Source organism: Pseudomonas sp. Q12-87 (assembly GCF_001269755.1).
Lineage (GTDB): Bacteria > Pseudomonadota > Gammaproteobacteria > Pseudomonadales > Pseudomonadaceae > Aquipseudomonas > Aquipseudomonas fluorescens_S.
The window spans coordinates 197,807-219,716 of sequence record NZ_LHVI01000028.1 but is presented as its reverse complement, the minus strand read 5'-3'; the positions used below and the strand labels follow the sequence as shown (position 1 = coordinate 219,716).

At 61.3% G+C, this 21,910-nt stretch carries 20 protein-coding genes; 16 read left to right on the top strand and 4 right to left on the bottom strand.

Annotated features, from left to right (window positions below; translation table 11 throughout):
• Nucleotides 1-5 precede the first annotated feature (5 nt).
• Entirely contained in the window at nucleotides 6-884 is an 879-nt protein-coding gene (locus AD663_RS20505) for an ATPase (protein WP_033046222.1), read from the top strand.
• A 234-nt stretch (nucleotides 885-1,118) separates the two neighbouring features.
• On the top strand, nucleotides 1,119-1,961 hold the full coding sequence (locus AD663_RS20500) for a cache domain-containing protein (protein ID WP_003184519.1): 843 nt from the start codon (nucleotides 1,119-1,121) through the stop codon (nucleotides 1,959-1,961).
• A 62-nt stretch (nucleotides 1,962-2,023) separates the two neighbouring features.
• Here AD663_RS20500 and rapA read toward each other — a convergent pair whose 3' ends face one another.
• A complete protein-coding gene (gene rapA / locus AD663_RS20495; protein ID WP_053214447.1) occupies nucleotides 2,024-4,870 on the bottom strand; it encodes an RNA polymerase-associated protein RapA in 2,847 nt (948 codons plus the stop codon).
• Nucleotides 4,871-5,119: 249 nt separating this feature from the next.
• On the opposite strand from rapA, the gene AD663_RS20490 reads away from it, so the two are divergent.
• From AD663_RS20490 to ccoM, 3 genes are all read left to right on the top strand, one after another.
• Nucleotides 5,120-5,461: a hypothetical protein gene (locus AD663_RS20490; protein ID WP_003184515.1), complete on the top strand. Its 342-nt coding sequence runs from the start codon at nucleotides 5,120-5,122 to the stop codon at nucleotides 5,459-5,461.
• 94 nt (nucleotides 5,462-5,555) lie between these two features.
• Nucleotides 5,556-5,717, top strand: coding sequence for a hypothetical protein (locus tag AD663_RS29120; RefSeq protein WP_003184513.1), 162 nt, complete (start codon nucleotides 5,556-5,558; stop codon nucleotides 5,715-5,717).
• 144 nt (nucleotides 5,718-5,861) lie between these two features.
• The gene (gene ccoM, locus AD663_RS29520) at nucleotides 5,862-5,978 is read left to right on the top strand and encodes a cytochrome c oxidase subunit CcoM (protein ID WP_025212288.1); all 117 of its coding nucleotides are present in this window, start codon (nucleotides 5,862-5,864) and stop codon (nucleotides 5,976-5,978) included.
• A gap of 254 nt (nucleotides 5,979-6,232) precedes the next feature.
• Here ccoM and AD663_RS20480 read toward each other — a convergent pair whose 3' ends face one another.
• Both AD663_RS20480 and AD663_RS20475 read right to left on the bottom strand, forming a co-directional pair.
• Entirely contained in the window at nucleotides 6,233-7,708 is a 1,476-nt protein-coding gene (locus tag AD663_RS20480; RefSeq protein WP_003184511.1) for an inorganic phosphate transporter, read from the bottom strand.
• A gap of 367 nt (nucleotides 7,709-8,075) precedes the next feature.
• Entirely contained in the window at nucleotides 8,076-8,276 is a 201-nt protein-coding gene (locus AD663_RS20475) for a hypothetical protein (protein ID WP_003184509.1), read from the bottom strand.
• A gap of 569 nt (nucleotides 8,277-8,845) precedes the next feature.
• Here AD663_RS20475 and pcaR point away from each other — a divergent pair.
• The 11 genes from pcaR to pcaC all read left to right on the top strand — a co-directional run bounded on the left by pcaR (nucleotide 8,846) and on the right by pcaC (nucleotide 19,856).
• Nucleotides 8,846-9,688 (top strand): pca regulon transcriptional regulator PcaR, encoded by an 843-nt coding sequence (pcaR, locus tag AD663_RS20470; protein ID WP_003184507.1) that lies wholly within the window; start codon nucleotides 8,846-8,848, stop codon nucleotides 9,686-9,688.
• A 139-nt stretch (nucleotides 9,689-9,827) separates the two neighbouring features.
• Nucleotides 9,828-11,174 carry an MFS transporter gene (locus AD663_RS20465; RefSeq protein WP_003184505.1) on the top strand — a complete coding sequence of 449 codons (1,347 nt, stop codon included), beginning with the start codon at nucleotides 9,828-9,830 and terminating at the stop codon, nucleotides 11,172-11,174.
• Nucleotides 11,175-11,457: 283 nt separating this feature from the next.
• A complete protein-coding gene (locus AD663_RS20460; RefSeq protein ID WP_053214446.1) occupies nucleotides 11,458-12,318 on the top strand; it encodes a CoA transferase subunit A in 861 nt (286 codons plus the stop codon).
• Nucleotides 12,315-13,094 carry a CoA-transferase subunit beta gene (locus AD663_RS20455; protein WP_003184501.1) on the top strand — a complete coding sequence of 260 codons (780 nt, stop codon included), beginning with the start codon at nucleotides 12,315-12,317 and terminating at the stop codon, nucleotides 13,092-13,094. The genes AD663_RS20460 and AD663_RS20455 overlap by 4 nt, the downstream gene beginning before the upstream one ends.
• Complete coding sequence (gene pcaF / locus AD663_RS20450) at nucleotides 13,091-14,296, top strand: 3-oxoadipyl-CoA thiolase (RefSeq protein WP_172680622.1); 1,206 nt, start codon at nucleotides 13,091-13,093, stop codon at nucleotides 14,294-14,296. Before AD663_RS20455 ends, pcaF begins: the two co-directional genes overlap by 4 nt.
• 37 nt (nucleotides 14,297-14,333) lie before the next feature.
• Nucleotides 14,334-15,038, top strand: a complete 705-nt coding sequence (pcaH, locus tag AD663_RS20445; protein WP_003184497.1) for a protocatechuate 3,4-dioxygenase subunit beta — start codon at nucleotides 14,334-14,336, stop codon at nucleotides 15,036-15,038.
• A 1-nt stretch (nucleotide 15,039) separates the two neighbouring features.
• The gene (pcaG, locus tag AD663_RS20440; RefSeq protein WP_003184495.1) at nucleotides 15,040-15,606 is read left to right on the top strand and encodes a protocatechuate 3,4-dioxygenase subunit alpha; all 567 of its coding nucleotides are present in this window, start codon (nucleotides 15,040-15,042) and stop codon (nucleotides 15,604-15,606) included.
• Nucleotides 15,607-15,892: 286 nt separating this feature from the next.
• A complete protein-coding gene (locus AD663_RS20435) occupies nucleotides 15,893-17,188 on the top strand; it encodes an MFS family transporter (RefSeq protein ID WP_003184493.1) in 1,296 nt (431 codons plus the stop codon).
• Nucleotides 17,189-17,275: 87 nt separating this feature from the next.
• The gene (locus tag AD663_RS20430) at nucleotides 17,276-18,640 is read left to right on the top strand and encodes a 3-carboxy-cis,cis-muconate cycloisomerase (protein WP_003184491.1); all 1,365 of its coding nucleotides are present in this window, start codon (nucleotides 17,276-17,278) and stop codon (nucleotides 18,638-18,640) included.
• Nucleotides 18,641-18,652: 12 nt separating this feature from the next.
• The gene (pcaD, locus tag AD663_RS20425; RefSeq protein ID WP_003184489.1) at nucleotides 18,653-19,453 is read left to right on the top strand and encodes a 3-oxoadipate enol-lactonase; all 801 of its coding nucleotides are present in this window, start codon (nucleotides 18,653-18,655) and stop codon (nucleotides 19,451-19,453) included.
• Between the two features lie 10 nt (nucleotides 19,454-19,463).
• A complete protein-coding gene (gene pcaC / locus AD663_RS20420; protein ID WP_014336968.1) occupies nucleotides 19,464-19,856 on the top strand; it encodes a 4-carboxymuconolactone decarboxylase in 393 nt (130 codons plus the stop codon).
• Between the two features lie 187 nt (nucleotides 19,857-20,043).
• Here the strand turns inward: pcaC and AD663_RS20415 are convergent, their stop codons facing one another.
• The gene (locus tag AD663_RS20415) at nucleotides 20,044-21,297 is read right to left on the bottom strand and encodes an OprD family porin (RefSeq protein ID WP_053214445.1); all 1,254 of its coding nucleotides are present in this window, start codon (nucleotides 21,295-21,297) and stop codon (nucleotides 20,044-20,046) included.
• Between the last annotated feature and the right edge of the window lie 613 nt (nucleotides 21,298-21,910).

The window sequence follows — 21,910 nt, the reverse complement described above, 5'->3', positions numbered from 1 at the left end:
AGCTCATGCCCATGCGTAACGATGCCAACGACGACTTCGATGATGTACCGAGCCTGCGGATGCGGGCCGACATTCCCGATGACGATGATTTCCTGCCCAACCGCCCGCCTCACGTGCAGGCGCGCCCGGCGCCCGCTGCTGCGGCCAAGGCCAAGGTCAAGGGGCCCAGCACCGGGCCGCTGTGGGCATTGGTCGGCGCGTTGCTGTGTGCCTTTGGCTTTCTCGCCTGGTGGAGCTTCCAGCAGATTTCCCTGATGGAACAGCAACTGGTGGCCACCCAGGAAAGCTTCGCCCGGATCAGTGAGGATGCAGCGGGGCGTTTGCAGGACATTTCCGGCAAAGTGGTCGCTGGGCAGTCCAACGTCATGAGCGACAGTGAAGCCTTGAAATTGCAGATCAAGCAGTTGGACACCAAGCTGCAAGAGCAGAGCCGGCAGTTCGACAGCAAGCTGCAGGAACAATACAAAGCACAGCAAGCCACGTTCGGTCCGTCCGCCGACCTGGACAAGGAACTGGCCCAGATCATTGCCCAAGCCAATGAACAGCAGAACGCCAACACTCAGCTGCAAGCTTCCAACAAGGAGCTCCAGGCACAGGTCAAGGCGTTGTCGGCTGAAGTCACCGCCCTGAAGAACCAAGGCGAGGGCGGTGCCCTGGATGCCCAGCTCAAGAGCATCGGCGCTGACATCACTGCGCTGAAAAGAGCCACCTCCAACTCAGCTATCGAGCGTCTCGAGCAGGAGATAGTCGTGCTCAAGAGTCAGCAGGATAACGGCAACACGGCCGAGTTCGACGCCTTCCGCGGCCAGGTCACCCGCAATATCAATACCCTGCAAGCGCAGATCCAGCATCTGCAGCAGCAGCTCAGTGCCCGGGCTCAATGACAAACCTGTGAGAACTTGCCCGAGAGTTGATGGGGGCAGTCAGTACCCCATCGCGAGCAAGCTCGCTCCCCCAGGTTATGCAGAGGCCGGCTAGCCCCTAGTGAAAGCGAGCTTGCTCGCGATGGCTTTGTCCCGGTCAAAACTGCATTGCCCCAACACAGTTTCCTGAATACTCCCACATCACCCCGCGCCGTCTACGCTCTTGAGACACCAACAAGAACGAGGGGCGCGCGTATGGGGTTTTTTCGTAGGATGGCCTGGTTGGGCGTAATGCTGGTGCTGGGGCTGCCAGCGGTTCATGCCGCGACACCCGACGACGGCCAGGCAGCCCGGGCGCTGCTGGAAAAGGCCTTGGCCTATTACCACGACAATGGCGACAAGGCGTTTGCCGCCTTCAGTCGCCAAGGGGAGTTCGTCGACAAGGACCGCTACGTCTTCGTGGTGGATACCCAAGGCGTGATGCTCGCCAGCGGTGGGCCGTCGTCGGCGCTGATTGGGCGCGACGTGTCCGAGATCCTCGGACCGGACCTGCGCAAAGCGTTCAAGGACGCCCTTAAAACCCCCGAGGCCAGCGGCATCCAGCAGGCCGAATACCGCTGGCAGAACTGGGCGGACGGCAAGGTCGAGCGCAAGCATGTGTACTTCCAACGGGTCGGTGAGCGAATCCTGGCCGTCGGCTACTATCTGCCACGGGCTTCTGCCGAACAGGCCAAGGCGCTGCTGGACAAGGCTTCGAGCGATTTGCTGAAGAATGAGAAAGCGACGTTGACGGCGATCAATTCCCTCAAGGGCGGTTACTTGCAGGATGACCTGTATGTCTTTGTCGTTGACCTCGACACTCGGCGGTACGTGGGCCACGGCACCAATCTGCGTTTGATCAATACCGACTTCTCGAAGATCAAGGACCCGGATGGCAAGCCGGTGGGCGAGCCGATCCTGGCCATGATCGGCAAGCAGGACGCGGGGGAGTATGAGTATCGCTGGAAAAACCCAGTGACCGGCAAGGTCGAGGACAAGCACGCGTACCTGAAGAAGGTCGGGCATTTCCTCGTGGCGGTGGGGTATTACAGCCCCTGAACGTGGTGAGGGAGCAAGCTCCCTCACCACGTAAGCTCTGTGTTACAGGTGAATCGGGTTAATCAACCCGCCACCAACACCCGAATCGCCTCCAGGCGCAAAGCCGCCTTCTCAAGCATCGCCAGGCCTTGTTCGCGCTGTTGGCGCAGGGCCACCAGCTCGCTGTCGCGCACGGTCGGGTTGACTGCTTGCAGGGCGGTCAGGCGCGCCAGTTCCTCATCGGTATCGGCGGCCAGGCGCCGCTGGGCCTCGGCTACGCGTTCGGCGTGGCGCGGGGCGATCTTCTCTTCGCCGGCGTTGATCCGTGGCGTGAGCTGGTCGCGTTGGGCCTGGATGAACTTGTTGGCGCTGGCGCGGGGCACGCTTTCGAGCTGGTCATTGAGGGTTTCGAACGTGACCCGGGCGGCCAGGTCGTTGCCGTTGGTGTCCAGCAGGCAGCGCAGGGCGGCCGGTGGCAGGTAGCGCCCCAGTTGCAGTGAGCGCGGGGCAACCACTTCGCTGACGTAGAGCAGCTCCAGCAACACGGTGCCAGGCTTGAGGGCCTTGTTCTTGATCAGCGCCACGGCGGTGTTGCCCATGGAGCCGGACAGCACCAGGTCCATGCCACCTTGCACCATCGGGTGCTCCCACGTGATGAACTGCATGTCTTCGCGAGACAGCGCCTGGTTGCGGTCGTAAGTAATGGTCACGCCTTCGTCGTCGCCCAGCGGGAAGCTGGCGTCGAGCATTTTTTCGCTCGGCTTGAGAATCAGCGCGTTTTCCGAATGGTCCTCGCTGTCGATGCCGAACGCGTCGAACAGGGTTTCCATGTAGATCGGCAGGGCAAACTGGTCGTCCTGCTCAAGAATGGCTTCCACCAGCGCATCGCCTTCACCCGCGCCGCCGGAGTTGAGCTCCAGCAAACGGTCGCGACCGGTATGCAGCTCGGCTTCCAGGCGCTCGCGTTCGGTGCGGGCCTCGTCGATCAGGGCTTGCCATTGGCCGTCGTCGGCTTCTTCCAGCAATGGCAGCAGGCGCGGGCCGAACTGATGCTGCAAGGCGTTGCCGGTCGGGCACGTGTTGAGGAAAGCGTTCAGGGCTTCGTGATACCACTGGAACAGGCGCGCTTGCGGGCTGGTTTCCAGATACGGCACATGCAGCTCGATGGTGTGCTTCTGGCCGATCCGGTCCAGGCGACCGATTCGTTGTTCCAGCAGGTCCGGGTGCGACGGCAGATCGAACAGCACCAGGTGATGGGCGAATTGGAAGTTACGACCCTCACTGCCGATTTCCGAGCAGATCAACACCTGGGCGCCAAACTCTTCATCAGCGAAATAGGCCGCCGCGCGGTCACGCTCAAGGATATTCATGCCTTCATGGAAAACCGTGGCCGGGATGCCGGAACGCACGCGCAGGGCGTCTTCCAGGTCCATGGCGGTTTCCGAGTGGGCACAGATCACCAGCACTTTGGTTCGCTTGAGCATCTTCAGGGTGTCGATGAGCCATTCGACGCGCGGGTCGAAGCGCCACCAGCGTTCTTCTTCGCTGGCGTCCGGCTGTGCCTGGAAGCTGACTTCCGGATACAGCTCGGGATGATCGCCCAGGGGCAGCTCGAGGTATTCATCCGGGCACGGCAACGGATAAGCGTGCAGCTTGCGCTCAGGGAAGCCCTGCACGGCGGCGCGGGTGTTGCGAAACAGCACGCGGCCGGTGCCGTGGCGGTCCAGCAGTTCGCGCACCAGGCGGGCGCTGGCTTCGACATCGCCATCATTGACAGCGGTCAGCAAGGCCTCACCTTCGTTGCCCAGGAAACCCTGGATAGTCTTGTGGGCCGCAGGCGAAAGGCGACCCTTGTCCAGCAGCTCCTGCACGGCTTCGGCCACCGGGCGATAGTTCTCGCTCTCGGCGCGGAAGGCCTTGAGGTCATGAAAGCGGTTCGGGTCCAGCAGGCGCAGGCGGGCGAAGTGACTGTCCTGGCCCAGTTGTTCCGGGGTGGCGGTCAACAGCAGCACGCCGGGGATGGTTTCGGCCAGTTGCTCGACCAGCGCGTATTGCGGGCTGGCCTGATCTTCGTGCCACACCAGGTGGTGGGCTTCGTCGACCACCATCAGGTCCCAGCCGGCGGCGAACAGCGCGTCCTGGGCCTTCTCGTCGTCCACCAGCCACTCCAGCGCCACCAGGGCCAACTGAGTGTCTTCGAACGGGTTGCTGGCATCGCTTTCGATGAAGCGTTCTTCGTCGAACAGCGCAACCTGCAGGTTGAAGCGTCGACGCATTTCCACCAGCCACTGGTGCTGGAGGTTTTCCGGCACCAGGATCAACACGCGGTTGGCGCGGCCGGAGAGCAGTTGACGGTGGATGACCAGGCCGGCCTCGATGGTCTTGCCCAGGCCCACTTCGTCCGCCAGCAATACCCGCGGTGCGATGCGGTCGGCCACTTCACGGGCAATGTGCAGTTGGTGGGCGATGGGTTGGGCGCGCACGCCGCCCAGGCCCCAAAGCGAAGACTGCAGCTGGCGACTGGTGTGTTCCAGGGTGTGGTAGCGCAGGGAGAACCAGGCCAGCGGGTCGATCTGGCCGGCGAACAGACGGTCGCTGGCCAGGCGGAACTGGATGAAGTTCGACAGCTGGGTTTCCGGCAGCGTAACGACTTCGTTCTGCCCGTTGAGGCCGTGATAGACCAGCAGTCCATCGACATCGTCGACTTCGCGCACGGTCATTTTCCAACCTTCGAAGTGAGTGATCACATCGCCCGGGGAAAACCGTACACGGGTGAGGGGCGCATTCCGTAGCGCGTACTGGCGAGTGTCGCCAGTGGCCGGATAGAGCACGGTCAACAAGCGGCCGTCCTGTGCCAGAACGGTGCCTAAACCCAGCTCGGCTTCGCTGTCACTGATCCAGCGTTGCCCCGGTTGATACTGCTGCGCCATGCTGCCTGACTCCCGCCCTGAAAAAGCCGGTTATCTTAACGGAATGATCCTTCAGACCAAAGAAATTACGTACGCGCCACGCTGCTGTGGTGCGGATTCTTCGCTCGGCGGCATGGAACTTAAGCGAGCGGAGCGATCCAACTAGCTCGGCCCCGGGGATTGCTGCAATGCCAACCGGGTCACAAGTTTCAGACCGGCGGTTCAAGCTGCCCCATTCATAGCCGACAACCTGAAGACAAGGAGACCTTTATGTTGCCACCCATGCTCCCATTGAGCGTCGTACCCATCACCGCTCAGCAGGATCCGGTTCGCCAACGACCGGATATACCGCCCGTGGTGCCGGTACAGCAAAGCTCCAACGAAAGCACTATCGACCTGCAAAACCGTGATCCGGAAGAGGGCGCGCTGCTGCTGCGTGAGGAACAACGTCGTCAACAGGAACGCGACAAGCGACGTCGTGAAGCCGATGAAGACCCCGGAGAACATTTGGCCGTGCCGGGCACCGAACTGAACGCCGATAATACCGTGCCCGTGGTGCCGTTGATCGATGATGAGTCGCGCCAAGGCCTGTGGGTCGATATCCAGATCTGATTCAGGTATTGGTCAAGGCGAGCAGGCTGGTCAACGCCGCCAACAGCCCGCATCATGGGCGTATCCGCCATTTACTGCACGATGCCGACACACCATGAGCCAAGACGACAAACTGATTGACCTCAGTGCTGAGCGCGCCAAGCGCGTTCACGACCTCAACGAAAAGCGCCTCAATGAAGTTCGCCAGGCTTTCGAGCAGGCCATGCCGCTGGGCAAGCCGAAGAAAAAACCGAAAAACAAACCGAAAAAGCGCTGAACCCCCTCGATCCATTGATGCAGATCAGTTATTCCCCCACCTTTGCGCCCCGTTGCGGGCGTTATTGACCCCGGTCAATTCTTATCCAGGCCTGATTGGTTAACTTGAACCCATCGCAACAGGGGCAAGACCAGGAGGCCAGTCATGTTTTTCGATAATGTGGTGTTTGCCGGGGTGTTGACGGTCGGCCTCATGTTCGTGTTTTTCGCAGGCTTTGGATTATTCATCTGGAAAGATGCACACAAACGCAAAAAACCGTAGGTCTTTCCGGCTACAACGAGCACGCAAGGCATTTTGGGCGACTTCGGTCGCCCTTTTTTTTTGCCAAATTTTCTGTTCCACACGGAACCCTGTGGGAGCGGGCTTGCTCGCGAAGACGTCGTGTCGGTTATTTATAGAGTGACTGGCACACCGCTTTCGCGAGCAAGCCCGCTCCCACAGTGTTCTGATCAATATTTTGGCGTAAAAAAAGGTGCGACCTATGAGGGTCGCACCTTTTTTATGGGCCGCTGGAATCAGCTGCCGAGGGCGATGGACGCCAGCCAGAACAGCCCGGCCGACAGCGCCACCGTCGCCGGCAGGGTCAATACCCAGGCCAGCAGGATATTGCGCACGGTGCCGCCTTGCAGGCCGCTCTTGTTGGCGACCATGGTGCCGGCCACGCCCGAGGACAATACATGGGTGGTGGAAACCGGCAGGCTGAAGATGTTCGCCAAGCCGATCATGCACGCGGTGGTGATCTGCGCCGACATGCCCTGGGCGTAAGTCATGCCTTGCTTGCCGATCTTCTCGCCAATGGTCAGTACCACGCGCTTCCAGCCGACCATGGTGCCCAGGCCCAGCGCCAGTGCAACCGCCAGGATCACCCAGAACGGCGCGTATTCGGTGGTGCCGGTCAGGTCTTTGCGCAGCTTGTTCAGGTCGTCTTTCTCACGGGCCGCCAGGCCTGGCAATTTACCGACCTTCTTCGCCGTGTCATCCAGGCAGAGCAGGTAGCGACGCACTTCGATACGGCTTTCCGACGGCAACGAATGATAGTCGGCCACGCCTTTGAGCGTGTCGAGCAGGGCATTGATGGTCGGCTCGGTCTGCTGCGGGTTGCAACGGAATTTCTCCGGCAGATCGCCTTCCACGCTTTTGCCCAGCGCCAGGAATTCGCCCAGTGATTCGTTGTTGCGCTTGTAGAACTGGCTCAAGTGCAGGGTCGCGTCACGGGTTCGCTCGATCTGATAGGTGGTGCTGCTCAGGTCGAGTACGAACTGCGAGGGCACGATGCCGATCAGCACCAGCATGATCAGGCCGATGCCTTTCTGGCCATCGTTTGAGCCATGGACAAAGCTGACGGCCATGGCCGAAATCACCAATACCAAGCGATTCCAGAACGGCGGATGTTTCTTGTCGTCGATCTTGCGGCGCTGTTCCGGTGTCTTGTGCATCTTCGACAACGGGCGCCATGCCTTGAGGCCAATCAATACCAGGGCGGCGACCAGGAAACCCGCCATCGGCGAGAACACCAGGGAGGCACCGATATCGATCGCCTTCTGCCAGTTCACGCCGTCGGCCAACGGGATATCGTTGATCAATGCGTTGGCCAGGCCCACGCCGAGGATCGAACCGATCAAGGTGTGGGAACTGGAAGCCGGGATACCGAAATACCAGGTGCCCAGGTTCCAGGTGATGGCCGCTGCGAGCAGCGAAAACACCATGGCCAGCCCGTGTCCGGTGTTCACATTGATCAGCAGCTCCACGGGCAACAGGTGGACGATGGCATACGCCACCCCCACGCCGCCCAACAGCACACCGAGGAAGTTGAACACACCGGAAAAGAACACCGCCAGGTGAGGCGGCATGGCTTTGGTGTAGATAACAGTGGCAACCGCGTTAGCGGTGTCATGAAAGCCGTTGATGAACTCGAAGGCGAGGACAAAAGCCAGGGCGAGCAAGAGGCTCACAAGCACCCAAGCATCCAGTCCGCTGAATAAATCGATCATGAAGGTTTTCTGACCCGGTCATAAGGGGGCGCGATTATGCCAGAAAACCTGGGTAATCGATGCACTGCCTGCTCATCGGTAACATTCTTCAACGAAATAATTTGTAGGAAACCCTCTGGTACAAGGTGTCCAGCGGGGTGCGCAACCCTTTGATTCAGGGGCGGAAAGGGCGGCAGGCATGCCTCGTCTCGACACTGAAAGGCGTGCCAGACGGTTGTCTGAAATATCTGAAAGAACTGTGAGTCCTGGGTTCCTCCCGAGCGTTGGGCTTGGGGAGGTGACGGCCCGCTCATGGCAGGCGCCCGTTATCGGTCTGCGGCCCGGGTGTCGGCCGCAGACTGCTTCACAAGAACATCCGGCCGGCGCATCACTGCTCTTCGGCTTTTAGTTCTTTTTCCATTTTCTGAAGTTCCTGGGTGAAGGCCTGGTCCTGAACGGTGGCGCGTTTGCGCCAGGGTTTGCGTTCCGGTTCAGGTTGAGCGGCATAGGTGGTGACTTCCCCGCCGTAAACTTCCTTGTAACGTTGTTCCTGGCGCTCAAGTTCCGCGCGCAGTTCGTCTTTCGTCACAGTTGTACCTAATTAATAAAGATTTAATCTGGTGATACGCACTGCATGCAGGCATGCAGACGGCCACGGCACCAGAGCTGACAGCTGACGTAGCATCAGGACTTCGTGTTATCGCCAATACAGGGATGCGACCCTGAAAGTGCTCCGGGCACTGCAGTATGGAACCACTGTGCCTGGGGACGGGAGCGGTCGAATGCCCGTACCGTCACTGAATCGCATTATAGCGGTCCAGCCGAATAACACTACGGGGAAATATTAAAGGTGCCCGTTGTTGTGTGAATCGATATTTGTATCTTGCAAGTCCGGCAACTCCGTTGCAGCCGGTCTGGCGAGTACTGTTATCAAGAGGCCATTTACCGCGACAAGTTCAATATCACTCGCAGGGGACAATTCAGACCGCTTGCCACCTTGGCCTGTCATTGGATCCTGGGGCGGGCGGCGAGCGCCATGAACTTCTTGATTGCGATTATCGGTCGCCGGTTCGATAATCGAACAGTCTTGGCGGGCAGGTCTTGTCTGTCCTCTGGCAGCCGCTTGTAATAGCCGTCATTCCCCGCGAAGGACCCGACATGAACGATCAATTGCGAAACGCCTTCACCTCAGTCGCGCCACCGATTGTCGCCTCACCGGCCAAGCGAATCCAGGCGCTGACCGGCGATCCGGATTTCATGACGTCCCTGGCCCGCGGCCTGGCGGTGGTCCAGGCTTTTCAAGAGCGCAAGCGGCATTTGACCATTGCCCAGATCAGCCACCGCACGGAAATCCCCCGCGCCGCCGTCAGGCGCTGCCTGCATACGTTGATCAAGCTAGGCTACGCCACCACCGACGGGCGCACCTATTCATTGCTGCCCAAAGTCTTGACCCTCGGGCACGCCTACCTGTCGTCGACGCCCCTGGCCGTTTCAGCCCAGCCGTACCTGGACCGCATGAGCGAGCAACTGCACGAAGCCTGCAACATGGCGACGCTTGAAGGCGACGACATCCTCTACATCGCGCGGTCGGCCACTACCCAGCGGCTGATTTCGGTGGACCTGTCGGTGGGTGGGCGCCTGCCGGCCTATTGCACCTCGATGGGCAGAATCCTGCTGGCAGCCCTGGATGACGCTTCGCTGCGTGATTACCTCGACCATGCCGACCTGCAAGCCAAGACCAGCCGGACCTTGCACACCCCCGAGGCGTTGCTGGAATGCCTGCAGCAAGTTCGGCAGCAGGGCTGGTGCATCGTCGACCAGGAACTGGAACAGGGCCTGCGATCGATTGCCGTGCCGGTGTACGACGCTTCCGGCCAGGTAGTGGCGGCGCTGAACGTCAGCACCCACGCCGGGCGCGTGAGCCGCAATGAACTGGAACAGCGTTTCCTGCCAGGCCTGCTGGGAGCCAGTCGCGATCTGAGCGCGCAGCTGTTCACGTAAGCTGTTCGATAAACGCACACACTCGGCTGCGATGAATTGACGGTATTCGGCTGGCCTCATTAATGTCGCGCAGCGTTATCCGGCGTGTTTGCCGGTCTCCAATCGTTCGCCTGCGTTTCTTGCGTGGAATAAAAATAATATGAATCAGCCCCAGACCTCCGTTGGCAACTGCCTCGATGTGCAGTCCTTCATCAATGCCCAGCCCATCTCCCGCTATCAATGGCGAGTGGTGATCCTCTGCTTTCTGATTGTCTTTCTCGATGGCCTCGACACGGCAGCCATGGGTTTCATTGCGCCGGCGCTGTCCCAGGATTGGGGGATTGATCGTGCCAGCCTCGGCCCGGTGATGAGCGCCGCGCTGATCGGCATGGTGTTTGGCGCCCTCGGTTCCGGCCCATTGGCTGACCGCTTCGGGCGAAAAGTCGTACTGGTGGGCGCGGTCCTGCTGTTCGGCGCGTTCAGCCTGGCGTCGGCCTACAGCTCCAATGTCGATCAACTGCTGGTGCTGCGTTTCCTGACCGGGCTGGGCCTCGGTGCGGGGATGCCGAACGCCACGACCTTGCTGTCGGAATACACGCCGGAGCGCAAGAAATCCCTGTTGGTGACCAGCATGTTCTGCGGCTTCAACCTGGGCATGGCCGGCGGCGGGTTCATATCCGCCAAGCTGATACCGGCGTTCGGCTGGCACAGCCTGTTGTTGCTCGGTGGGATTCTGCCGTTGATTTTGGCCGTGGTGCTGCTGGTCTGGTTGCCGGAGTCGGCGCGTTACCTGGTGGTGCGTAATCGCGGCACCGACAAAGTACGCAAGGCCCTGGCGCCGATCGATCCAACCACGATTGCCCAAGCGGCGAGTTTCAGTGTGCCGGAGCAGAAGACCGTAAAAGCCCGCAACGTGCTGGCGGTGATCTTCTCTGGCACCTACAGCGCCGGCACGCTGCTGCTGTGGCTGACTTATTTCATGGGCCTGGTGATCGTCTATCTGCTGACCAGCTGGTTGCCGACGTTGATGCGCGACAGCGGGGCGAGCATGGAGCAGGCGGCGTTCATCGGCGCGTTGTTTCAGTTTGGCGGTGTGTTGAGCGCCGTCGGCGTGGGCTGGGCGATGGATCGGTTCAATCCGCACAAGGTGATCGGTATTTTCTACCTGATGGCTGGGATCTTTGCCTACGCCGTAGGCCAGAGCCTAGGCAATATCACCTTACTCGCCACGCTGGTGCTGGTGGCCGGCATGTGCGTCAACGGCGCGCAATCGGCGATGCCCTCGCTCGCCGCGCGCTTCTATCCGACCCAAGGCCGGGCCACCGGGGTGTCATGGATGCTCGGCATCGGTCGTTTCGGCGCGATCCTCGGCGCCTGGATGGGCGCGACCCTGTTGGGCCTGGGCTGGAACTTCGAGCAAGTTCTGACCGCGCTGGTGATACCTGCCGCCCTTGCGACCACCGCAGTCGTGATCAAGGGCATGGTCAGCCATGCGGATGCGACCTGAGCCACGGGCATGATTCCTGTGGGAGCGGGCTTGCTCGCGAATGCGGTTTGTCAGGCAGCATTACTTTATCTGACCCACCGCATTCGCGAGCAAGCCCGCTCCCACAAGGGTGTTGTGTATTTGGATGAATCGATAGCCAAGCAACAATTCGTTCGATAAACGAACACTCAGTCGATTATCGGATTGTTTGGCGTTTTCCCGCAGCTTAATCTTCAGTCACTCCGGCGCTTAACCTCGCGCCTTTTTCTTCATGTCGGTCTACTGGAAAACGGGAGCCTGCCTCATGGCTGAAATCCTTTCGCTGCACGACGCGGTGAAGCAATTCGTCAACGACGGCGATACCGTCGCGCTCGAAGGTTTCACTCATTTGATTCCGACAGCCGCGGGTCATGAAATCATTCGCCAGGGCAAGAAAGACCTGACGCTGGTGCGGATGACCCCAGACCTGATCTACGACCAGTTGATCGGTGCCGGTTGTGCGCGCAAATTGATTTTCTCCTGGGGCGGTAACCCGGGTGTGGGCTCGTTGCATCGCCTGCGGGACGCCGTTGAAAAGCAATGGCCGCACCCGCTGGAGATCGAGGAACACAGCCATGCCGACCTGGCCAATGCCTACGTTGCCGGGGCCTCCGGACTGCCGTTCGCGGTGCTGCGGGCTTACGCCGGTTCCGACCTGCCCAAGGTCAACCCGCTGATCAAGAGCGTGACCTGTCCTTTTACCGGTGAAGTCCTGGCTGCCGTGCCTTCGGTGCGCCCGGACATTACCGTGATCCACGCCCAGAAAGCCGACCGCAAGGGCAACGTTCTGCTGTGGGGCATTCTTGGCGTGCAGAAGGAAGCCGCCCTGGCCGCCAAGCGCTGCATCGTCACCGTTGAAGAAATCGTCGACGACCTGAATGCGCCGATGAACGCCTGCGTCCTGCCCACCTGGGCATTGAGCGCGGTGTGCCACGTACCGGGCGGTGCCCATCCGTCCTACGCCCACGGCTACACCGAGCGTGACAACCGTTTCTACCAGGCGTGGGACCCCATTGCGCGCGACCGTGAGACTTTTACTGCCTGGATCAATGAATACATTCACGGCACCCGGGATTTCAGTGAATTCCAGGCCCGACTGGCTGCCGCTTCGCAGGTGAACAAATGACCTACTCCACCAACGAAATGATGACCGTCGCCGCAGCGCGTCGCCTGAAGAACAACGCCGTTTGCTTCGTTGGCATCGGCCTGCCGTCGAAAGCGGCCAACCTGGCGCGACTGACCTCGTCGCCAGACGTTGTTTTGATCTACGAGTCCGGTCCGATCGGCGCGAAACCCAGCGTGTTGCCGCTGTCCATCGGTGACGGGGAGCTGGCGGAAACTGCCGATACTGTCGTGCCGACCGGTGAGATTTTTCGCTACTGGCTGCAGGGCGGACGCATCGACGTCGGTTTCCTCGGCGCGGCCCAGGTTGACCGTTTCGGCAACATCAACACCACGGTGGTGGGCGACTATCATCAGCCGAAAGTCCGCCTGCCGGGCGCCGGCGGCGCGCCGGAGATCGCCGGTTCGGCCAAGAGCGTGCTGATCATCCTCAAGCAGTCGGCGCGTTCATTTGTCGACAAGCTGGATTTCATCACCTCGGTCGGCCATGGCGAAGGCGGCGATTCGCGCAAGCGCCTCGGCCTGCCGGGCGCCGGTCCCGTGGGCATCATCACTGACCTGTGCATCATGGAGCCGGAAGCCGGCAGCCATGAGTTCGTGGTCACCGCGCTGCATCCCGGCGTCACCCGCGAGCAAGTCATTGCCGCCACCGGGTGGGCGATCCGTTTCGCCGATCAGGTGCAGACCACCGCTGCGCCGACCGAGGTAGAGCTGCGTGCATTGCGCGATCTTGAAGCTCGCACCGCGGCCGCCCACGGCCAGGCACCGGGAGAAGCTTGATGCGCGACGTTTATATCTGTGATGCGATTCGAACCCCCATCGGTCGCTTTGGCGGCGGCTTGTCCGCCGTGCGCGCTGATGACTTGGCAGCAATACCGATCAAGGCACTGATGGAGCGCAACCCGTCGGTGGACTGGAACGCGGTGGACGAGGTGTTCCTTGGCTGCGCCAACCAGGCCGGTGAAGACAACCGCAACGTAGCGCGCATGGCGCTGCTGCTGGCCGGGCTGCCGGAAAGCATTCCCGGCGTGACCCTCAACCGCCTCTGCGCCTCGGGCATGGACGCCATCGGCACGGCGTTCCGGGCCATCGCCAGCGGCGAAATGGAGTTGGCCATCGCCGGCGGCGTGGAGTCGATGTCCCGCGCACCGTTCGTGATGGGCAAGGCCGACGCGGCGTTCTCGCGCAACATGAAACTGGAAGACACCACCATCGGCTGGCGCTTCATCAACCCATTGATGAAAGCCCAGTACGGCGTGGATGCGATGCCCCAGACCGCCGATAACGTGGCCGACGATTACGCAGTGTCCCGCGCCGACCAGGATGCTTTCGCCGTGCGCAGTCAACAACGCACGGCTGCGGCTCAGGCCGCCGGTTTTTTCGCCGAAGAAATTGTTGCGGTGCGCATTGCCCACAAAAAAGGCGAGACAGTGGTCGATCAGGACGAGCATCCTCGCGCCGACACCACCCTGGAAACCTTGGGCAAACTCAAACCGGTCAACGGCCCGGACAAGACGGTCACCGCCGGCAACGCCTCGGGCGTGAACGACGGTGCGGCGGCGTTGATCCTGGCGTCGGCCGAGGCGGTGAAGAAACATGGCCTGACGCCGCGGGGCAAAGTTCTGGGCATGGCCAGTGCCGGCGTGGCACCACGGGTGATGGGCATCGGCCCGGTGCCGGCGGTGCGCAAGCTCACTGAGCGCCTGGGCCTGGCGGTTGCCGACTTTGACGTAATCGAGCTCAACGAAGCCTTCGCCAGCCAGGGGTTGGCGGTGCTGCGCGAGCTGGGGCTTGCGGACGATGCGCCGCAGGTCAACCCGAACGGCGGCGCCATCGCCCTGGGCCATCCCCTGGGCATGAGCGGGGCGCGGTTGGTGTTGACGGCGCTGCATCATTTGGAAAAGACCGGCGGCAAGAAAGGCCTGGCGACCATGTGTGTCGGCGTTGGCCAGGGTCTGGCATTGGCAATCGAGCGCGTCTGACATGTCGCTCTACTAATAAGAAACCGAGGAATGCTTCATGACTGACAAGCCTGGTTATCGTCGCCCCCAAGCGGGCACCCAGCCGGAGTATTTGCACCCGCCGTATCAGTCCACCAACCTGCGCTCGCCGTCCAAGCCGTTGGTGTTCCTGCCCCATTCGCTGTCGGAAATTACCGGTCCGGTTGTAGGCGCTGATCGCTTGCAGGAAAAGGACAACGACCTCACCGCCCAGCATGCCAGCGAGCCACTGGGGGAGCGGATCATCATTCACGGGCGCGTGCTGGATGAGCACGGCCAGGCGGTGCCGGGCATCCTGGTGGAAATCTGGCAGGCCAACGCCGCCGGTCGCTACAACCACGACCGCGACAACCATGATGCGCCGTTGGACCCGAACTTCACCGGCACCGGTCGTACCGTCACCGATGCTGACGGCTGGTATCAGTTCCAGACCATCAAGCCCGGCGCCTACCCTTGGGGCAACCATCACAACGCCTGGCGCCCGGCGCATATCCATTTCTCGCTGTTCGGGCCGAGCGTCCTGACGCGCCTGGTCACGCAGATGTATTTCCCGGGCGATCCGCTGCTGGCCTACGACCCGATCTACAACTGCGTACCGGACACCCGCGCCAAGGAACGCCTGATCGCCAGTTTCGACCTGGAAAAAACCGTCCCTCACTACGCCCTCGGTTATCGCTGGGACATCGTCTTGCGCGGCCGCGACGCCACGCCGATGGAGAAATAAGATGACGCTCACCGCCACCACATCCCACACCGTAGGCCCTTACTATCACATCGGCCTGACCTGGCTGAACCGTGAAGATCTGACCGTCGCGCAAACCCTCGGCCAGCGTGTGGCAATCACCGGGCAAGTGATCGACGGCAACGGCCAATTTGTCAACGACGCGATGCTGGAAGTCTGGCAGGCCAATGCCGCCGGCAAATATGCCCATCCGGAAGATGACCAGGACAAACCCCTGGACCCGCATTTCGAAGGCTTCGGTCGGGTGCCGGTGGACGCCGAAGGGCGCTTTCGCTTCACCACCATCAAGCCGGGCACCGTACCGGGCCTGGGGGGAACAACCCAGGCGCCGCATTTGGTGGTGCTGGTGTTCGCTCGTGGGTTGGTCAAACATCTGCTGACGCGGATCTATTTCGATGGCGAACAGGCCAACGAAACCGACCCGCTGCTGGCCTGCGTGCCCGAGGAGCGCCGCGACACCATCGTGGCCAAGCCTGATGCTTCGGGTGTGTACCAGTGGAACGTGGTCCTGCAGGGCACGGATGCCGAGACGGTGTTCTTCGACTATTGATTGGCCCCCTGTGGCGAGGGAGTCTGCTCCCGCTGGCTTGCGCAGCAAGCCCAAGACCGGCGACTCGGTGTGTCAGGATGACCTCATGGCCGGGTTACGACTGCTTCGCAGCCGAGCGGGAGCAAGCTCCCTCGCCACAGGAGTCCACAGGGCCTCGAAAGTGGCATGAACCCTGTGGGAGCGAGCTTGCTCGCGATGGCGTCAGTACAGGCAACGCCTGTTTGTGGAACGGGTCTGTTTCAAAGTATGTCTAGACTTTGTGCATTCCCCAACGAGTGAATAATCCATGACCACCCCAACCAGCCACTACACCGGCGAAGAACGCAGCAAGCGCATCTTCGCTATCGTCGGTGCCTCCTCCGGCAACCTCGTCGAATGGTTCGACTTCTACGTCTATGCGTTCTGCGCGATCTATTTCGCACCGGCGTTTTTCCCGTCGGACAACCCCACCGTGCAACTGGTCAACACGGCCGGTGTATTTGCCGCCGGCTTCCTGATGCGACCCATCGGCGGCTGGATCTTCGGCCGGGTAGCGGACCGTCACGGGCGCAAGAACTCGATGATGATATCGGTGCTGATGATGTGCTTCGGCTCGTTGCTCATCGCCTGCCTGCCCACTTACAAAGACATCGGCGTCTGGGCGCCGGTGCTGTTGCTGCTCGCGCGCCTGCTGCAAGGTTTGTCGGTCGGTGGCGAATACGGCACCACCGCCACCTACATGAGCGAAGTGGCCCTCAAGGGCCAGCGCGGTTTTTTTGCCTCGTTCCAGTACGTGACGCTGATCGGCGGGCAGCTGTTGGCGGTGTCGCTGGTGGTGATCTTGCAGCAGTTTCTCAACGAAGACGAACTGCGCGCCTACGGCTGGCGAATCCCGTTCGTGGTCGGAGCCGTGGCGGCGCTGATTTCCCTGTTCCTGCGGCGTTCCCTGAAGGAAACCAGCAGTAAGGAAATGCGTGAGAACAAGGACGCCGGCAGCATCGCGGCGCTGTTTCGCGACCATAAGGCGGCGTTCATCACCGTGCTGGGCTACACCGCCGGCGGTTCGTTGATTTTCTACACCTTCACCACTTACATGCAGAAATACCTGGTGAACACTGCCGGCCTGCACGCCAAGACCGCCAGTTACGTCATGACTGGCGCGCTGTTCCTGTACATGTGCATGCAGCCGCTGTTCGGCATGCTGGCGGACAAGATCGGCCGGCGTAACTCCATGCTCTGGTTCGGGGGCCTGGGCGCGTTGTGCACCGTCCCGATCCTGCTGACCTTGAAAAGCATCAGCAGCCCGTTCCTGGCGTTTGTCCTGATCACGTTGGCGCTGGCGATCGTCAGTTTCTACACCTCCATCAGCGGCCTGGTGAAAGCGGAAATGTTTCCACCCGAAGTGCGCGCGCTGGGGGTAGGGTTGGCTTACGCGGTGGCGAATGCGATTTTTGGCGGCTCGGCAGAGTACGTTGCCTTGAGCCTGAAGGCCCAGGGCATGGAGAACGCCTTTTATTGGTATGTCACGGTGATGATGGTGGTGGCGTTCCTGTTCAGCCTGCGCCTGCCCAAGCAACCGGCGTATCTGCACCATGACCTTTGAATCCACTTGATCACTTAGGGCTCGTTTGAGTCATTGTGGCCACCGCAATCTCTGGCCACAGGACATCTACTTTCCAAGGACAGTTTTATGAGCGAACGACCGGGCAATCAGCTGTTCGATGCCTACTTCACCGCCCGCGACATGCGCGAAGTGTTCTGCGACGCGGGTCGGGTCCAGGCCATGCTCGATGTCGAGGCGGCATTGGCCCGGGCCGAGGCGCGGGTCGGGTTGATTCCCCAAAGCGCGGTGGCGTCGATCGAAGGGGCCTGTCGTGCCCAGCTCTACGACTTTTCGGCATTGAGCGAAGCGATCGCCAGCGCCGGCAATTCGGCGATTCCGTTGGTCAAGGCGCTGGGCAAACGCATTGCCGCCGAGGACGCTGAAGCCGAGCGCTACATGCACCTGGGCGCCACCAGCCAGGACGTGATGGACAGCGGGCTGGTGTTGCAATTACGCCAGGCCCTGGGCTTGATCGAAGGCGAGTTGGCGCAGTTGGCCGCCACCCTGGCCCAACAAGCGGAACGCTACGCCGCCACGCCGCTGGCCGGGCGAACCTGGCTGCAACACGCTACGCCGGTGACCCTGGGCATGAAGATCGCCGGTTGGTTGGGGGCAATCACCCGCAGTCGCCAGCGTTTGAAAGAACTCAAGCCGCGCTTGCTGGTGCTGCAATTTGGCGGCGCCTCCGGAACCCTCGCGGCATTGGGCGAACAGGCGCTGCCCGTTGCCGAAGCCTTGGCCGCCGAGCTGCAATTGGACCTGCCTGAGCAGCCGTGGCACACCCAGCGCGACCGCCTGGTGGAGTTCGGCGCGGTGCTGGGGTTGATCGCCGGCAGCCTGGGCAAGCTGGGCCGCGACATCAGCCTGTTGATGCAGACCGAGGCCGGCGAAGCGTTCGAGCCGTCGGCGCCGGGCAAGGGCGGGTCGTCGACCATGCCCCATAAGCGCAATCCCGTGGGCGCGGCGGTGCTGATCGGCGCGGCGACGCGGGTGCCTGGCCTGTTATCGACGCTGTTCAGCGCCATGCCCCAGGAGCACGAGCGCAGCCTGGGCCTGTGGCACGCCGAATGGGAAACCCTGCCGGAAATCTGCTGCCTGGTGTCCGGCGCCTTGCAGCAGTCACGGCTGTTGGCCGAGGGGCTGGAAGTCGACGCGGCGCGCATGGCCCGCAATCTGGAACTGACTCAAGGGTTGGTGCTGGCCGAAGCCGTGAGCATCGTCCTGGCCCAGCGTGTAGGTCGCGACACCGCGCACCATCTGCTGGAGCAATGCTGCAAACGCGCCGTGGCCGAACAACGCCATTTGCGGCAGGTACTGGGGGATGAACCCGAAGTCACCGCACAACTGTCTGCTGCCGAACTCGATCATTTGCTCGACCCTGCCCATTACCTCGGCCAAGCCCAGACCTGGGTCGCCCGAGCAGTGGCCGAACACCTTGCCTTCACTGCCTGAAAGGAGATTGTTGTGGGATTCGTCAAACTCGCCGAGGGCGAACTGAATTATTGTTTCGACGGGCCGCAAGATGCCCCGGTGCTGCTGCTCTCCAATTCCCTGGGCACCAACCTGCACATGTGGGACGAACAGGTCGCAGCGTTCAGCGAACACTTTCGTGTGTTGCGCTTCGACACCCGCGGGCATGGTCAATCGCTGGTCACTGACGGGCCGTACAGCATCGAGCAACTGGGCCACGACGTGCTGGCAATGCTCGATCAGTTGAACATCGACAAGGTGCATTTCTGTGGATTGTCCATGGGCGGGTTGATCGGCCAGTGGCTGGGGATCAACGCAGGTGAGCGTCTGCATAAATTGGTGGTGTGCAACACCGCTGCCAAGATCGGCGACCCATCAGTGTGGAACCCGCGCATCGAAACGGTGCTGCGTGACGGCCCGGCGGCGATGGTGGCGTTGCGGGATGCTTCGATTGGCCGCTGGTTTACCCCGGACTTTGCCGAGGCCCAACCTGCGAAGGTGAAGCAGATCACCGATATGCTTGCTGCCACCTCGCCCCAAGGCTACGCGGCCAACTGTGCGGCCGTGCGTGATGCTGATTTCCAGGAGCAATTGTCATCGATCCGCGTGCCGCTTCTTGTCGTGGCCGGCACTGAAGATGCGGTGACGCCGCCGTCGGGTGGGCACTTCATCCAGGCGCGGGTCAGCGGGGCCGAGTACGCCGAATTCCGTGCCGCGCACCTGTCCAACGTCCAGGCCGGCGTTGCGTTCAGCACGCGGGTGCTGGATTTCCTGCTCGATTCCAGCCGCGCCTGAGGAGTTTTTTGTGGACGAGAAACAACGTTACGACGAAGGCATGCAAGTGCGCCGCGCGGTGCTGGGCGATGCCCACGTCGATCGCAGCCTCAATGCCCTGACCGAGTTCAACAGCGAATTCCAGGAAATGATCACCCGCCACGCCTGGGGCGACATCTGGACCCGCCCGGGCCTGCCGCGGCACACCCGCAGCCTGATCACCATCGCCATGCTGATCGGCATGAACCGCAACGAAGAACTCAAGCTGCACCTGCGCGCTGCGGCCAATAATGGGGTGAGCCGCAGCGAGATCAAGGAAGTGATCATGCAGAGCGCCATCTACTGCGGCATCCCGGCGGCCAATGCTACGTTTCATTTGGCTGAGTCGGTGTGGGATGAGCTGGGTGTCGAGTCCCGGGCTTAAGCACCACAGGCTTGCTTGCGAAAGCGGCAGGTCAGTTTGCTTCGATGTTGAATATGATGACGCCTGCGAGCAGGCTCGCTCCCACACTGGATCTTCCGTGAGTACAAATTTTGTGTTCGACACAGATCCCCTGTGGGAGCGAGCCTGCTCGCGATGACGGTGGTAAAGCCTCCAGCCATGTTGGTTTTTACAGCAAGCTGATCGGATAGCTGATGATCAGCCGGTTCTCATCGAACTCATTGGTGCTGTAGTCCCGACGCATGGTCGAGTTACGCCATTTCACATTCAGGCTCTTCAGTGCGCCGCTCTGCGCGGTATAAGCCAGTTCGCTTTCACGGCCCCATTCCTTGCCGTCAGTGATGGCGCCGGTGTGCACGTTGTCACCGCTGATGTAGCGGTTCATCAGGGTCAGGCCTGGCACGCCGACGGCGGCGAAGTTGAAGTCGTGACGCAATTGCCAGGATTTTTCCTTGGCGTTGTCGTAGCTGGAGTTGTAGCTGTCGTTCGCCAACGTGCCGCCGCTGGTGCCGTTGACGCGCATCCAGGCGTTGTCGCCACTGACTTTTTGCAGGCCAACGTAGAAGGTGTTGCCGCCGTATTTGGCCGAGAGCATGGCGAATGCGGTTTTGTTGTCCAGATCGCCCGCCAGCGCGCTGCCGTTTTCCTTGCCGATGAAGTAGCCGAGGTTGGCACCCAGGGTCCAGTCGCCGATGGGCTGACTGTGGGTCAGGTTGAAATACTGCTGCTGGTAGATGTCGGACAGTTCCGAGTACCAGACGCCGACCTGGGTGCGTTTTTCGTTGAAGGCATATTCGCCGCCGCCGAAGTTGAAACGGTCGGAGGTGATGGCGGCGCGGCCATTCATCGACATGTCTTCCATGCTCGCGTCGTTGCGCGGGCTGTTGCCACGGAACTGGCCGCCGTAGAGGCTCAGGCCGTTGATTTCGGTGGAGGTCACCTGGCCGCCACGGAAGGTTTGTGGCAGGGAACGGCCATCGTCGGAGCGCAGGATCGGCAGGACTGGCATCCATTCGCCGACCTTCAGCTCAGTTTTCGAGACCTTGGCCTTCAGGGCTACACCCAGGCGACCGAAATCATCGGCCGGGCGCCCGTCGTCGTGCACCGGCAGCAACTGCGTACCCGCCGTGCCACGACCGCCGTCGAGCTTGACCGAGTACAGGCCCAGCACGTCCACACCGAAACCGACGGTGCCCTGAGTGAAACCGGACTTGGCGTCGAGGATGAAGTTCTGGGTCCACTCCTCGGCTTTGCCTTGGGCGTTGTTCGGGTTGGTGAAGTTGCGGTTGAAGTAGAAGTTGCGCAGGTTCAGCGTGGCCTTGGCGTCTTCGACAAACCCTGATTCCGCGGCCAGGGCGGGCAGGACGGTACTGGTCAGGGCGACGGCGATGAGGCTGGGGAATAAGTGCTGTGTGGGCTTCATGGGTGTTGTCTCTATTTTTTGTGGACGAAGCGAGTCGTTGCCGCACTGTTGAGGTGCTGGCGGTAAGGGTGGAGCCAGGGGCGTTAGGGCGACCGGGGATCAGCCTGGTGAGGCGGGGCGCGGGGGCATGGCGTCGGACCTGTTGTTATTGGTTTTGTGCGAGCGATGGTGACGGGCCGGCCTTGATCGATTCAATTGCGGTTTGCGGGTTTTGGGCGATTATCGAACAGCAAAAAGATCGATTGGCTGGATGAAGAGCCTGTGTGCGAGCTTGCTCGCGAAGGCGGCCTTACGGCTGATCAAGATTTTTTGATCGGGTACATATCCATTTCTGCGGTAACGGCTGCTTAGGGTTCCGCCCTGACGGCGGCTCACTTTTGAGAAGCGCAAAAGTAAGCAAAACGCTTTTGCCCCACCACTCGGCACCTCGCTTAGGCTCGGTGTGCCCTCACTCCGGCATTGCTCCGTGGGCCCGCCGCGAAGGGCCATCCATGGCCCAGCGCGGCTATCCCGGCATCCATGCCGGGATGCCCACTCCACAATGCCTGCGTTCGGCCAGCGTGGTTAACGGGGCGCCGAGATCAACGTCCACCGCGAGGCGGCCTAGTAGCCG